This is a genomic window from Acinetobacter sp. C32I (genome assembly GCF_023702715.1).
Lineage (GTDB): Bacteria > Pseudomonadota > Gammaproteobacteria > Pseudomonadales > Moraxellaceae > Acinetobacter.
The window spans coordinates 3,458,519-3,472,500 of sequence record NZ_CP098480.1 but is presented as its reverse complement, the minus strand read 5'-3'; the positions used below and the strand labels follow the sequence as shown (position 1 = coordinate 3,472,500).

Below are 13,982 nucleotides of genomic sequence, written 5' to 3'. Positions count from 1 at the left end.
AAATCAATCCTTTTGAAAACATTATCTTATAGGACTGTGCTTTAAGCGTTGATGCACGCCTTCCCCCGCTGCACGCCCAGTTGCGAAACAAGCTGTCAGTAAATAGCCACCTGTTGGTGCATCCCAATCCAGCATTTCACCACAGCAAAATACATCAGGATTAGATTGCAATTGCAATTGTGGCGATACCGCACTTTGCTTCACACCACCGGCACAGCTAATGGCCTCTTCAATTGGACGGAAGCCCTCTAAGGAGATTTGCAGCTGTTTAATTTGCTGTGCCATTTGCTTGGCATCTGACCACACGCTTTTTTCAACGATTTCTCGAAGCAAATTAATTTTGACGGTATCTAGCCCTGCTTTACGCCAAAGATTGGTTAAGGATTGCTTTTTATTGGCCTGTAATTTTTGTTCTAATTGATCAAGACTAACATCCGGCAGTAAATCCAGATGTAATTGTAAACGCTGTTTTTCGGCAAGCTGTGCTCTAAAATCACGTCCTAACTTATAAATCACGCCACTTTCAAAACCATAGTGGCTAATGATGATATCACCATGGCTTTGCTGTTCAGGATGCACCCATGCATTGACACGCTTCAGGGGCTGACCAAAACACGCCTGCATAAATGGCGACCATGTTTTAAGCACGCCAGCATTACTGGCTTGGAATGGTTCAATCTCACCTGAAGCTAGCCATTGCTGCCATGCACCATCACTGCCTAATTGCGACCATGATACTGCACCACAGGCCAAAATAATCGCATCATAAGTTGCACTAAAGCGTTGGGTTTGGTTCTCAATGGTGAGTTGATTATTGGATAAATCCACACAACGATGACGGTAATGAAAACGCACACCATCCGCCATTAATCGTTTTAACCATGCACGCAGTAAGGGTGCAGCTTTCATTTCAAGCGGGAAAATTCGACCAGAGCTACCGACATAAGATTCTATACCGAGTCCTTGCATCCAGTCCTGAATCCACTGAGCATCCCACTGCTTGACCCAAGGCCCCAACCATGCAGCGTGGTCATAGCGTTGTATGAAGCTATCGACTGGCTCGGCATGCGAAATATTGAGTCCTGTTTTTCCAGCCATTAAAAACTTACGTGCTGCGGAAGGTTTCTGTTCAAACACATCAATTTCATAGTCATATTGGCTCAATACTTCGGCAGCCATCAATCCCGCTGGACCAGCACCAATAATCGCAACACGCTTAGACATCAGATCGCTCTTGCGCTTTCTGCCCTTGTAACGGAGCGAAGTCATCAAAGCGGGTTGCATAGCCTTCTGGTTTGCAAATGATCAACTGCTGGCACAACTCACCACGCTCTAGATATTTGATTTCAAAATGGGTTCTTGCAGAATCTGCTGCAATTTTTTGCTTTTGATACGGCAGCTTCCACAATGCTATTAATTGCTGTTCTGCTTCATCGATATATTCAGGGATATTGCTTGCCAGTGTAATCGTGCCATTCGGTTGAAGACGAGAAAGTAGAAACTCGAAGAAAGGCATATTCAGCCAACGCTGCGCTGGATTATGCGGTTCTGGGTTTGGATAGAGAATAAAAAACTGTTCGACTTGCGCAGGGAACAAGGCATGGACCACCCACGGCAATGCATCGGCATGAATCGGATTTAAATGTTCACGCGGCTCTAATTGATGCTGCTTTTGCATCGCCACAAATTTTTCTTTGGTTCGTTCAATTGCATACAACGTGGTATGTGGATTTTTCCCCGTAAACAGTAAGGCATGTTTGCCTTTTCCTGCCCCAATTTCAACGCAGATCGGCGTATTGGGAATGGCAATAAAATCACGAGGGGCTTGCATACGTTGTGCTTGAAATTGACGAATCGACATAATCTCATCAAACTATCTAGAAATCGGCATAAGTCTAACAACTCACCTTACTTTTGCCTAATCTATTTAGTTTTTGTTTTAGGAATTTTCTATGCCACGTACATTCCCCTGCCCGCGTTGCGGTGAAGCCAGTACTTGGGAAGCGAATGCATTTCGTCCCTTCTGCTCAGAGCGCTGTAAATTGATTGATCTCGGTGCTTGGGCCAGTGATGAATACAAACTACCAACGCAAGATGCACCACAAGCAGACCTGAAACGCCATGAAGATGATTATGAAGATTAAACTGTTTCATTACCTCACATAAAGGGTGATCAAGCGTAGCAACTTGATCATCACGCTGTTATTTTAATAAAAATTTACATATTTTAAATTTGTGAATTACATCACAGTAATTTACTTTTCTATGCGCTTGTGCAAATCTTAATCCAAACATTGCATTACATAAAAATAGCCAACAATACCGTTCCATTTCGTTTTCATACAGATCCAACCTTATTCAAAAATCTATAGGGATCAGTGTGTTGAATAAAAATATTTAGACTTACCAGGATGTAATCATGAATCAATCTATTCCTTATCAGCTCAGGGTTTTAGTCACTCAAATTGATCCAAATCTAGATGCCAATTGGCAACTGAGTTTAAGCACGCTTTTTTCACGTTGTTCAGCGGAAGACCGTGAGAATATTTGCCAGCAAATTTTGCAACTCAATAAAATTCACTGGAATCGAAAAGACAACAGCTTCTGTTATTTGGGCAAGCATGACATCAATCTACTAGCAGAAAAAATTCAAGACGCACCCATCAAGGCTCTGGTCAGAAGCATTGCCAATTCTTTGGAAAAGCTTAAGCAATACCAAGATATCTATGCCATTTCAGACTATTTAGACAACATCCTTGGTCAAATCCACCGCATCAATACGGAAGATGATTTTGAGCTACAGCAACAGAAAAATCAGGTGTTAAAAGAGTTTATCTATGCTGCCGCACAAATTATTTTGCAGAAGCAGACGATTCAATTGCCTGCCAATCAAAGACATCTCAATAGCGATATTATCAAGACCTTTATTACTGAAGTATTTTTAAAGCAACAGCTGCTCAAATATTCATTTAGCATTATCCGTTCTCATCAACTACGAGAAGAAAAGCCGCATATCCTGAAATATTTTTTATATAAACAGCAAAAGACCAGGCAGCTTGATATTGTGAAAAGCTCAAAATATATTTTTGCACTTGCACCAAGCAAAGAAGGAATGAGCCATACTTTTTCGATTCGACGCTTTTTGCAGGAAGAAAGATTTGAAGCCTGTGAAAATATTTATTTCAATGCCGCCATTTTGAACTTAGCGCACATCGAAGATGAATTACAGCATCAGCAGTTCCAGTGGCAGGTCAATCACATCATTACCATTGATAAGCAAATCAATCATTATGTCTCTGATATTGTTCGCCATATCGAGCTATATGCCAGTAAAACCCTGATTCCCTTTTTAATGGAACCCCTTAATCCACACGGTATTTTTATCGAAAAACTGGTTGAACAACGGTTGATTGATTTTGAGCAAAAGCTCTGTCGCAATATTCTGGAACCCATTGCAGATGCGTTAAAACATGCGGTACATCATAGTGATGAATGCCATTATCTCTACATTAGCGTTAAACAAACCTTAGATGATCTGATCAGCCATTTTATTGCCTTTCAATCTCAACCCTCGATCATCCTGAATAAACAGGTGAATCTGTTTATCGCACGGCTGAAATCCTATGCAACTTTGCTGCAAAAACGCCATGCTGATGTATTTACCGTGTTTTCTTCTGAGGATTGGAAAAAGCATCACAGTGCCGCCTTAGAACCGACCAATCTGCTCAAAGATATTAGTATTAGTTCCTTACAGGAATATAAAGATGCCTTTTCAGAATTAAAGGAAAATCAGCGCCAACTCAAACAGAGCGCATCTCTACTCAGTAAAATCCTCAATAAACCTCAGAAAATCAAAGACAATATTATCAAGCTAAAAGAAAAAACCACGCTCATTAAAAAGCATGCCCATCAGGAAATTATTCGTATCCAGCGGCGTTTTCCTTCCTTGATCGTGTATTTAGAGTTTGAATCACTGATTTCAATCAATCATAAAGAACGGCATTATGCCTTCCCCACAGGCGACAATGGCATTACCCGTCTACCGATTTTGATTCAGATTCCAGAAGATAAAGCGTCTTTTGATTTACAGAGCATCTGTAACAGTTTGAATTTTGATTTGAACTTAGCCAATCAAAAATGGCTAGAAACCATTTAATTTGTAATAGAACAGGCTTGGCCTGTGTATAAATTCAGATTTATACACAGGCTCTCTACCGAATTAACCAGCTTTGCTTGCTACAAAAGGATTAAATTGTTTTTCATAACCGATGGTACTCATGGGTCCATGCCCTGAGATAAATTGCGTTTCATCTGGCAGGCTAAAGCATTCGCGTTGAATCGAATCTAGTAGCTGTTGGTGGTTACCTTTTGGAAAGTCGGTGCGACCAATCGAGCCTTTAAACAACACATCACCCGTCCATAACAAACCATGCTTGGCATTATAAAACATGACATGGCCTGGGGTATGACCTGGTGCGAAACGCACTTCAAACTCGTCCTCACCCAATTTTAATACTTCACCACCTTCGAGCCACTGATCGACTTTAACGGGCTGTGGGATGGGGAAACCGTAACGCGCTGAGACTTCCTGAATCATGTCCAGCCAGAACTGATCTTCTTTGTGCGGGCCAATCACTGGAATTTTCCAAGTTTCCGCCAATTCACCCACTGCACCAGCATGATCCAGATGTCCATGGGTCAACCATAGTGCTTTCACTTTTAAGCCCAAGCTTTCTACTTCTTTTTTTAATACGGCTGCATCACCGCCCGCATCAATCAAAATCGCTTCTTTGCTTTCGCTATCCCAAAGAAGAGAACAATTTTGGGCAAATGCAGTAACGGGAACAATTTTGACTTGCAGCATAGAAACCTCTGGCGAAATAAAGCGTCGATTTAACGATGGGCTAAGGTATGGGTCAGTGCGTCAAGATTAGCCTGAACCAGACTGGCAAGCAAATCTATATGTGCCTGATCTGCATTTAAGGCAGGAATATAGGCATATGCCCCACCACCCGCATGCTGGAAAATTTCTTTATTTTGCATTGCCAGCTCTTCTAGTGTTTCCAGACAATCGGCTGAAAATGCAGGACTAATCACCTGTACGGACTGAACTTTTTGCTCGCCCCATTGTTGCAATAGTTGGTCGGTGTAGGGTTTGACCCACTCTTGCTTACCAAATCTTGACTGGAAGCTAATCGCCCATTCATCCTCGTTTAGATGTAAGGCCTCTGCCACCAGACGCGCCGTCATCCGACAGCGATCAGCATAGGGGTCACCTTTATCCGCATAGGGTTGAGGAATTCCGTGAAATGACATCAACAACTTTTCTGCTTTACCATGCTGTAATTGGTAATTTAACACGCTATCAGCCAAGGCCTGAATGAACATCGGATGCTGATAATAATCCTTAATCAGGGTGATGCCAGGCAGATGACGTTGCTGGGGAATCCATTTGGCGAATGCATCATATAGCGGTGCGGTGGAGGTTGCAGAATATTGTGGGAACAGGGGTAATAGAATCACATGTTCTTGTGGATTCTTTGCCAACTGATCCAGCACGGTATAGATGCTGGGCTGCCCATAGGTCATGGCAGGAACAACCGTAAGCTCAAACTGATGATTTTCTTCTTGTAATCGCTGTTTAATCAGCAGTGTTTGTTCTAGAACAATTTCACGCATTGGCGAGTCATTTGACCAAACTGATGCATAAGCTTCAGCCACACGTTTTGGGCGAAAGGTCAGCACAAATACATGCAGGATGATCCACCAAAGCAGTTTGGGAATCTCAATCACCCGAGTATCAGATAAAAATTGCTTTAGAAAGCGTCGTACAGCAGGCACAGAGGCTTCATCAGGCGTGCCTAAATTTGCCAGAACCACTGTCACTTTAGGTTTTTGTGTCGCTAACATAGACCGCATCCGCTTTTCATTGAATTCATTCAATTACTTTAGCAGTTTTAGCGCTTTTTTCTAAATTGGATTAATGCATGGTCTTAAACTGAAAAACCCGATTACTATCCAGTACATTACTTTCTAGCAATTTCTGCCCTTTTGCCGTCAGTTGCCACAGCATACGCTGACGATCATCTCGTCCTGTTGGCATAATCCATTCATTTTGACGCATCTGTAATTTTATTTCATGCAACGCCCGAATATTGACTTGCGCACGAGAAACCGCATGTGCTCTTGGCATCTCCTTGCGTGCATCATCCAGACCCGTTTCATTTAAATATTCATTCATGCGCTTAGAAAAATATTCTTCCGGCGTTGGACTCACAAAGGCCGAACCCAAGACATTCAGTAATTGCGCCCATGTCATTTTACGGTGCGGTTTAACTTCTTTGAAATTACCATCCTGATAAGCATGCATGCGATACTCAAAAGCATACAGTTCATGCATCGAGACTTTTGCAACATTGGTCAATGGATCAGTTTCACGATTACCGAGCTCTGTTTCCAGCTGTTTGACTTTGGCTCGCAAAGCATCAATTTCATCCCGTAATACCTGTGTGTTTTGCGGACGTACCCAACCCACGACAGGATAACGCTCTAACATCTGCGGCATACTCGAACGAACAGCCAGTTCTAAATCTCTTAATGTACGATAACAAAAGACTTGATCGACTTCATGTTGAAGCTGCTTTCTAAACTCTTTAAATTTTTCTTTTAATTCGGATTTATGATCATGTAGTTTTGCATCACGCGATTCGGGATCTTCATGCATGAATACGATGACAGGCTTCTGTTTGGTCATGGCATAAATGTATTCCAAATGCATATAACCCACACCTGAAACCGACTGCTCGCCATATTGGCTGCCTAATAGAATCACCACATAATCACAATCATCAATCTGACGACGGGCAATCGAGGTACTTAAAGGTGTACGTTGCTCTAAACCCCAAGACAGGAATCCCATGCCCACAAGAGTTTGTGCCAAAACCGCTCGCTCTGGTTGCATTTCATTGCCAGAGGTGGAAATAAAGACTTGATAACGAGTATCTTGCATAGGCGAAGCCCCAATTCATTTATCAATAATATCAAGTATGCATCTTGATTTTTATTAACAGCTAACCCCAATAAAATCTATAAAAACGGCACGATTTAGTGATTTTCCACCCTAATATCGTCCAGATTTTTAATCTTCCATGTAAATTGTTCAGGGATCAGATGTTGTAAAACTGCTTGCAGCGCTACAGCATTGTTCCCACTGACATAACATTCAATCCGTGTAATATTATGACGCAATTTGTCACATAATAACCCATTTTTAATTAAAATATACGCGGTTTGTCGCGCAACTGCTTGTCCAGAATCAATTAATTTTAATTTTTCATCAAAAACCTGACGAATCGCGTCTTTTAAAAAAGGATAATGGGTACAACCCAAGACTAAAAAGTCAGCACCTTGTTGCACCACTGGCTGCAAAACCTGCTGCAACACCGTCAAACAAGCAGGACTCATTTGTTGTCCCGCTTCAACAAAAGGTACCAATTCCAGATTGGTCACGGTCAGGACTTTAACCCCTGCTGGTTGGGCAAAGTTTGCCATCACATCTTTAATCAGCTGTCCACGAAAGGTTGCTGGCGTCGCCAGTACCGCTACAACTTTAGACTGTGTTTGAATCACTGCAGGTTTTAAGGCAGGGACTAAACCTACAATTGGAAAACGCTCGCCATAATGGTCACGTAAATAATCCAGACTAAATGCAGATGCCGTATTACAGGCAACCACCGCAATTTTGCAGCCTTGACGATACAACCACTCTATTGCTTGCGCGGTAAGTTGACGGATTTCCTGATCGGAACGCGCGCCATAGGGTACATGTGCGGTATCGGCATAATACAGAATGCGTTCATTGGGTAAATGTCGGGCAATCTCCTGTGCCACCGATAATCCCCCCACACCTGAATCAAAAACGCCTATCGGTGCATTTGCTGATGCATGTGGCATAGGATTGAGTAAAAGAGGCATGGTTTGAACGGCAGTCATATACGCACGGATATTCGGTTATTCACTGGTTTAAGCTTAAACCTCAGGTGCTCAAATGCAAGATCAAATCACCACTTTTTAGTGTTAAAACCGTCTCGCCTTGTGCATTTTCAGACAAACTGCCGTAGTTGACGAGATGATAAAAACTCTGCCGCTGGATCAGGGCATTGATCCCGAATCGAACATGCACATAGGGCCTTAACTCCCCCTGATATTTGCGCATAAAAATCGGATGCGCTTCATCGACAATCACCACATCCTGATTGCATGTGGTCAGCTGTAAATAAGTGTTCCCTTCAAGCTCGACCTGATCAACCTGATTGATCAATAAAGGCTCATCTTCAACCTCTATTTCGATCTGTTCAACAGGGGTTTTGAGGTAGAATTTGCCATCCTCTTTCCAGAGCACCTTGGTAAACAGGTCCAGAAGCGCTTGGCGTTTGACCAATTGACCTTCGTGCCACCATTCGCCATTGGCTTTTACACGTAGATCCATTTTGCCGCAATGCTTTGGGTGCCATTGCTCTAAAGGGGGAATTGACCTTTTGTGACTTTGCTGTACATCTTTTATGTATTGTGCAATGTCCATTAAGTTTTTATCATCAGAAAACACGATTTTTCCCTTATTTTGTAAAGAGCTTTGTGGAGAATCATTTTCATTTATCATAGTTTATGCCTTGCTGACGAGAAAATATGACCACTCAGCCAATTGGCGAGATCAAGGATTAAAACTATACTATCCCGAACGTTTGCAAGCACAATACTATCATTTGTGTTTGGCAATTCAGAACACTCATGGCAGCACCGAATCGCAATATTACGGTTGCCACCCCTAAAAATATGAGGAGTCCTACATGGAACACATCGAACGTGAAGCGATGGAGTTTGACGTAGTGATCGTAGGCGCAGGACCTTCGGGTTTATCTGCTGCGATTAAAATTCGTCAATTAGCGATTGAAAACAACCTGCCTGATCTTTCTGTTTGTGTTGTTGAAAAAGGCTCTGAAGTAGGTGCGCATATCCTTTCTGGTGCTGTACTTGAACCACGTGCCATGAATGAATTGTTTCCAAACTGGAAAGAAGAAGGTGCACCTCTCAATGTACCTGTAACAGGTGACGAAACCTATTTCCTCACCTCTGAAAGCAATTCACAAAAAATGCCATATTGGATGGTACCGAAATCAATGCACAACGAAGGAAACTATGTGGTTTCTTTAGGTAATGTGGTGCGTTGGTTAGGTCAAAAAGCGGAAGAACTTGAAGTTTCAATCTTCCCGGGCTTTGCTGCTGCTGAAGTACTTTACCATGAAGACGGTACAGTAAAAGGCATTCAAACAGGTGATATGGGCATTGGCAAAAATGGTGAGCCGACTCATAACTTCACGCCTGGCTATGAACTGCATGCCAAATATACCTTATTCGCTGAAGGCTGCCGTGGTCACCTCGGTAAACGCCTGATTGCAAAATTTAATCTCGACAAAGATGCTGATCCACAACATTACGGGATCGGGATCAAAGAACTTTGGGAAATCGACCCTGCAAAACATAAGCCAGGCTTAGTGATGCATGGTGCCGGTTGGCCTTTGTCTGAAACAGGTTCTTCTGGCGGTTGGTGGTTATACCACGCTGAAAATAACCAAGTCACTTTGGGTATGATCGTCGATTTATCTTATGAAAATCCGCACATGTACCCATTCATGGAAATGCAACGTTGGAAAACACACCCAACCATCAAGCAATTCCTTGAAGGCGGAAAACGTATTTCTTACGGCGCACGTGCAGTCGTCAAAGGTGGTTTTAATGCCTTACCTAAGCTGACCTTCCCAGGCGGTTGCTTGATTGGTGATGATGCTGGTTTCTTGAACTTCGCAAAAATCAAAGGCTCTCACACAGCAATGAAATCAGGTATGTTGTGTGGTGAAGCCGTCTTTGAAGCGATTGCGGCGGGTGTTGCCAAAGGTGGTGATCTTGCGATTGCACGCGTACTCGAAGGCGACGACCATTTCGACAAAGAGCTGACCACTTATACTGACAAATATAACAATTCTTGGCTAAAAGAAGAGTTATATCGTTCACGCAACTTTGGTCCAGCGATGCACAAGTTTGGTCAATGGGTGGGTGGTGCATTTAACTTTATCGATCAAAACATCTTTAAAGTACCATTCACTTTGCATGATCTTAAACAAGACTTTGCCGTGCTTAAAACAGTGGATGCGTCAACGTTTAAGCCAAACTATCCAAAACCAGATGGCAAGTTGACTTTTGACCGTTTATCTTCTGTATTCGTATCAAATACTGTACATGAAGAAAATCAGCCAGCTCATTTGAAGTTAACTGATCCATCTATTCCAGTGGATGTAAACCTACCAAAATGGGATGAGCCAGCTCAACGCTACTGCCCTGCAGGTGTTTACGAAATCATGGAAAATGATGACGGTTCTAAACGCTTCCAGATCAACGCAGCCAACTGTGTCCACTGTAAGACTTGTGATATCAAAGACCCATCACAAAACATTACGTGGGTAACCCCTGAAGGCGGCGGTGGCCCGAACTACCCGAATATGTAATTCAAAATAAAAAATCCGAGTTTAGACTCGGATTTTTTTATGCTTTCGTTTTATTTGGCTGAAATAACACTTAACCTTTCTGCACTAAATATCGATATTCAGTATTACTGTTTTCATCCAGACTTTCTTCTTTTAACACCAATTCGTGTCCGAGATGCATACAAAACTTTGGAATATCCCATGATGTAGACGGATCTGTAGCAAGTACCTCAACCACATCGCCAGATTTGGCTTTGCGAATGGCTTGGTGCAACATCATCACAGGTTCGGGGCAACGTAAACCTCGCGTATTGATTTGAACAGCAGGAAGTTTTGGTTGTTCAGACATCATAAAACTCAAATATTCGAAGATTCACATTTTAGCATAAACCGCTCATATGAAAATCATCAACAGTGTTTTGAAAAACTGTACGTTTTTTACATAGTTTTATTGATGCATATCGGCTTTATCTTCGGTATGATGAAAATCATCTAATTGATATAGAGAGTCTTTAGGAAAGATCATGGTCGAGGAATCCAGTCCGTCGTGGGGCATGCGTGGCTTAAGAAAATGGTTAGGCACCGCACCTGAAACCCGCGATGAATTACTCAAGTTAGTTCAAGACTCACGTCGCTTTTTAGAGCCAGATACTGTTGCTATGCTTGAGGGTGTTCTCGATCTGCCAGCAACCAAGATTCGAGAAGTCATGACACCGCGTACAGCGATTATCAGCTTACAGGAAGACGATCAATTACTTGATATTCTGCATGTACTGATTGATTCTGCACATTCGCGCTTCCCGGTGTTTTCAGCAGATCAAAGTGACAATGTGGTGGGTATCTTATTAGCGAAAGATCTTTTGCCATTTTTAACCGAGCGCAATGTCAAAGTCGATATTCGTTCATTGATGCGTCAGCCTGTCTTCGTGCCTGAAAGTGCACGTTCAGACCAAGTACTCCGCATGTTAAAAAATACCCAGACCCATATTGCCATCGTGATTGATGAATATGGTTCAACCTCGGGTTTGGTTACCCTCGAAGACATTCTTGAAGAGATTGTCGGTGAAATTGAAGATGAGCACGATATTGCAGATGAAGAAGCACTGTATATCGTCCCAGACAATGACCCGACCACAGCCAATACCTGGATTGTGCAGGCACTTACACCAATCGAACACTTCAACACTATTTTAGATGCAGATTTTTCTGACGATGAAGTTGAAACTATGGGCGGTTTACTGCTGCAAGAGATTGGTTTAGTGAGCGATTTACAAGGTCAAACCATTGAACTTGGCGATTGGCAATTTACCATTATTGAAGCAGATGCACGCACTATTCATCTGATTCGAGCTGTCCGTCAATGAGAACCTATTTTGAGAAGCTGTTAAATCCATCTCAAGCACACACTCAGCTTCCTTTTATTTTCCCCCTATTGATTGCACTGATTTCAGGTGCAATCTTTAGTTTGGCTTTAGCCCCTTATTACTTTTGGTGGCTTGCGATTCTGTCGCCTGCACTATTGTATGCGGTATTACGTCAACGTAGTCCACGCCAAGCCTTTGCGCTCGGTTGGGCCTATGGTTTTGGTTTATGGTTTGTCGGCGCGTTCTGGCTGTATACCTCAATCCATACCTATGGCGATACCAATGCCTTTCTAAGCATTTTGATGATTGTCTTTATGGCAGCCGCAATGGGCTTATTTACGGCCTTCCAAACATGGTTGTATCGTCGCTTCTTCCCAGAAACACCGCTGACTTTCGCGCCACTCTGGGTATTATTTGAATGGGCCAAAACTTGGGTCTTTACCGGTTTCCCGTGGTTATTTGCAGGTTATGCCTTCACTGAACGCTTACTCGATGGCTATGCCCCGCTATTCGGGGTCTATGCCGTTTCTTTTGTCGTGATTGTATTGGCCTGTGCCTTGGTTGAGATTTTAAATCGCCGTTGGTTCTGGGCCATTCCTTCTGCACTCCTCGTATTAGGTGCTTGGGGCGCTGGTTTTATTCAATTTGTGCAGCCTAAAGCAGCGAAGCCGCTGAGTGTTTCACTGATTCAAGGCAATATTCCACAAGATCTGAAATGGCTGACCGAATATCAAATTAAAACCTTGGAAATCTATGCCACCCTGACGCGTGCAGAATGGGGCCGTGATCTCATCGTTTGGCCTGAATCATCAATTCCAATGTTCCAGACCGATATTCAAGAGTTCTTGGATGCAATGGCGGCACAAGCCAAGAAAACCGATAGCGCTTGGGTGACAGGTATTCCCTATTGGGATCTAGCCAAATCGCAGCAAGTGGGTGAGCCATTGTATTACAACAGTATTATGGCATCGGGTAGCGATTCCTTTGGCTTGTATAAGAAACAACGTTTAGTACCCTTTGGTGAATATATTCCTCTGTCAGGCCTGCTGAAATGGGTACTTCCTGCGATGCAGAACGATGTCAGCATGAGTGGCTTTTCACGTGGTGAAGCCAATCAAAAACCGCTCACCGTGAAAGGACATGCGCTTGCTGCTGCCATTTGTTATGAAGTGGCCTACCCAAACCTAACCCGTCGTAATGCCGCTAATAGTGACTTCTTAATCACCGTGTCAAATGATGCATGGTTCACGGGGACGGCGGGACCTTGGCAACATCTGCAAATGGTACAGATGCGTGCCAAAGAAAATGGTCGTTGGTTTATTCGTGCCACCAATACAGGTGTGACCGCATTTATTGATCAGCATGGTCATATCGTTAAACAAGCGCCAATAGATCAAGAAGCCGTGTTACGTGGCGAATTACCTGCTATGCAAGGGCAAACACTCTACAATCGTTTAAGTGATTACCCGATCTTGATTTTCTCATTGCTTTTATTGATCGTAGGTTGGATCTATCGTCCGCGTAAAGTTGATATCAGCTTCAAATCCCGTCGATAAATTACAGTAACTTTGTGCCCAGAGGAACATCAAACTCTGGGACACAAAGCGCGACATCCCCATCTGCATTATGAAAACCTGTCACCAGACATTCGGATTGAATCGGCCCAATCTGCTTTTTCGGGAAATTCACGACAGCAACCACCAATTTTCCAATCAAATTCTCAGGCTGATACAGCTTGGTAATTTGTGCACTGGATTTTCTGATCCCCAGCTCTTCACCAAAATCCACCTGCAAAATATAAGCGGGTTTTCGCGCTTGTTGAAACACTTCCGCTTGAATGATTCTACCCACACGTAATTCAACCTTAGTAAAGTCATTCCATTCGATCTGTTGCATGCTTTTTCCTTTTCTCTCTTTTAAGCCCAGTTGCAGCATAGCGAATCTATCCAACTCAATAAATACGCTTATTTTTATTTTCAATTGCGCAACTTCATGCTAAATTAATTTTGCTGATCATAAAGCCGTAAACGTTTACGTCAATCAACGTGCCAACATATCTCCAACAAGGCTTGGAGCTATT

At 42.8% G+C, this 13,982-nt stretch carries 14 protein-coding genes; 5 read left to right on the top strand and 9 right to left on the bottom strand.

Translation table 11 applies throughout. The features are described from left to right. Nucleotides 1-21 precede the first annotated feature (21 nt). Complete coding sequence (locus NDN13_RS16540; RefSeq protein WP_251116236.1) at nucleotides 22-1,224, bottom strand: TIGR03862 family flavoprotein; 1,203 nt, start codon at nucleotides 1,222-1,224, stop codon at nucleotides 22-24. Next, complete coding sequence (locus NDN13_RS16535; protein WP_251116235.1) at nucleotides 1,217-1,861, bottom strand: class I SAM-dependent methyltransferase; 645 nt, start codon at nucleotides 1,859-1,861, stop codon at nucleotides 1,217-1,219. Before NDN13_RS16535 ends, NDN13_RS16540 begins: the two co-directional genes overlap by 8 nt. Nucleotides 1,862-1,952: 91 nt before the next feature. Between NDN13_RS16535 and NDN13_RS16530 the strand changes: the two genes are divergently transcribed. Both NDN13_RS16530 and NDN13_RS16525 read left to right on the top strand, forming a co-directional pair. After that, nucleotides 1,953-2,144 carry a DNA gyrase inhibitor YacG gene (locus NDN13_RS16530; RefSeq protein WP_004656113.1) on the top strand — a complete coding sequence of 64 codons (192 nt, stop codon included), beginning with the start codon at nucleotides 1,953-1,955 and terminating at the stop codon, nucleotides 2,142-2,144. A gap of 275 nt (nucleotides 2,145-2,419) precedes the next feature. Next, complete coding sequence (locus NDN13_RS16525) at nucleotides 2,420-4,156, top strand: hypothetical protein (RefSeq protein ID WP_251116234.1); 1,737 nt, start codon at nucleotides 2,420-2,422, stop codon at nucleotides 4,154-4,156. Nucleotides 4,157-4,219: 63 nt separating this feature from the next. Here the strand turns inward: NDN13_RS16525 and NDN13_RS16520 are convergent, their stop codons facing one another. From NDN13_RS16520 to NDN13_RS16500, 5 genes are all read right to left on the bottom strand, one after another. After that, a complete protein-coding gene (locus NDN13_RS16520; RefSeq protein WP_251116233.1) occupies nucleotides 4,220-4,864 on the bottom strand; it encodes an MBL fold metallo-hydrolase in 645 nt (214 codons plus the stop codon). 29 nt (nucleotides 4,865-4,893) lie between these two features. Then, the gene (gene hemH / locus NDN13_RS16515; RefSeq protein ID WP_251116232.1) at nucleotides 4,894-5,910 is read right to left on the bottom strand and encodes a ferrochelatase; all 1,017 of its coding nucleotides are present in this window, start codon (nucleotides 5,908-5,910) and stop codon (nucleotides 4,894-4,896) included. A gap of 70 nt (nucleotides 5,911-5,980) precedes the next feature. After that, nucleotides 5,981-7,009 carry a DUF4062 domain-containing protein gene (locus tag NDN13_RS16510; protein WP_251116231.1) on the bottom strand — a complete coding sequence of 343 codons (1,029 nt, stop codon included), beginning with the start codon at nucleotides 7,007-7,009 and terminating at the stop codon, nucleotides 5,981-5,983. A gap of 95 nt (nucleotides 7,010-7,104) precedes the next feature. Beyond that, nucleotides 7,105-7,992 (bottom strand): glutamate racemase, encoded by an 888-nt coding sequence (gene murI, locus NDN13_RS16505; protein ID WP_251116230.1) that lies wholly within the window; start codon nucleotides 7,990-7,992, stop codon nucleotides 7,105-7,107. Between the two features lie 43 nt (nucleotides 7,993-8,035). Continuing rightward, nucleotides 8,036-8,659 (bottom strand): DUF1285 domain-containing protein, encoded by a 624-nt coding sequence (locus NDN13_RS16500; RefSeq protein WP_251116229.1) that lies wholly within the window; start codon nucleotides 8,657-8,659, stop codon nucleotides 8,036-8,038. Nucleotides 8,660-8,846: 187 nt separating this feature from the next. On the opposite strand from NDN13_RS16500, the gene NDN13_RS16495 reads away from it, so the two are divergent. After that, nucleotides 8,847-10,559 carry an electron transfer flavoprotein-ubiquinone oxidoreductase gene (locus NDN13_RS16495; RefSeq protein WP_251116228.1) on the top strand — a complete coding sequence of 571 codons (1,713 nt, stop codon included), beginning with the start codon at nucleotides 8,847-8,849 and terminating at the stop codon, nucleotides 10,557-10,559. A gap of 70 nt (nucleotides 10,560-10,629) precedes the next feature. Here NDN13_RS16495 and tusA read toward each other — a convergent pair whose 3' ends face one another. Further along, nucleotides 10,630-10,887, bottom strand: coding sequence for a sulfurtransferase TusA (gene tusA, locus NDN13_RS16490; RefSeq protein ID WP_004656127.1), 258 nt, complete (start codon nucleotides 10,885-10,887; stop codon nucleotides 10,630-10,632). A 175-nt stretch (nucleotides 10,888-11,062) separates the two neighbouring features. On the opposite strand from tusA, the gene NDN13_RS16485 reads away from it, so the two are divergent. Beyond that, nucleotides 11,063-11,902 (top strand): CorC family transporter, encoded by an 840-nt coding sequence (locus NDN13_RS16485; protein ID WP_004656129.1) that lies wholly within the window; start codon nucleotides 11,063-11,065, stop codon nucleotides 11,900-11,902. Further along, nucleotides 11,899-13,458, top strand: a complete 1,560-nt coding sequence (gene lnt / locus NDN13_RS16480; protein ID WP_251116227.1) for an apolipoprotein N-acyltransferase — start codon at nucleotides 11,899-11,901, stop codon at nucleotides 13,456-13,458. The genes NDN13_RS16485 and lnt overlap by 4 nt, the downstream gene beginning before the upstream one ends. A 1-nt stretch (nucleotide 13,459) precedes the next feature. Here the strand turns inward: lnt and NDN13_RS16475 are convergent, their stop codons facing one another. Then, the gene (locus NDN13_RS16475) at nucleotides 13,460-13,798 is read right to left on the bottom strand and encodes a tRNA-binding protein (RefSeq protein WP_026057580.1); all 339 of its coding nucleotides are present in this window, start codon (nucleotides 13,796-13,798) and stop codon (nucleotides 13,460-13,462) included. Nucleotides 13,799-13,982: the final 184 nt, after the last annotated feature.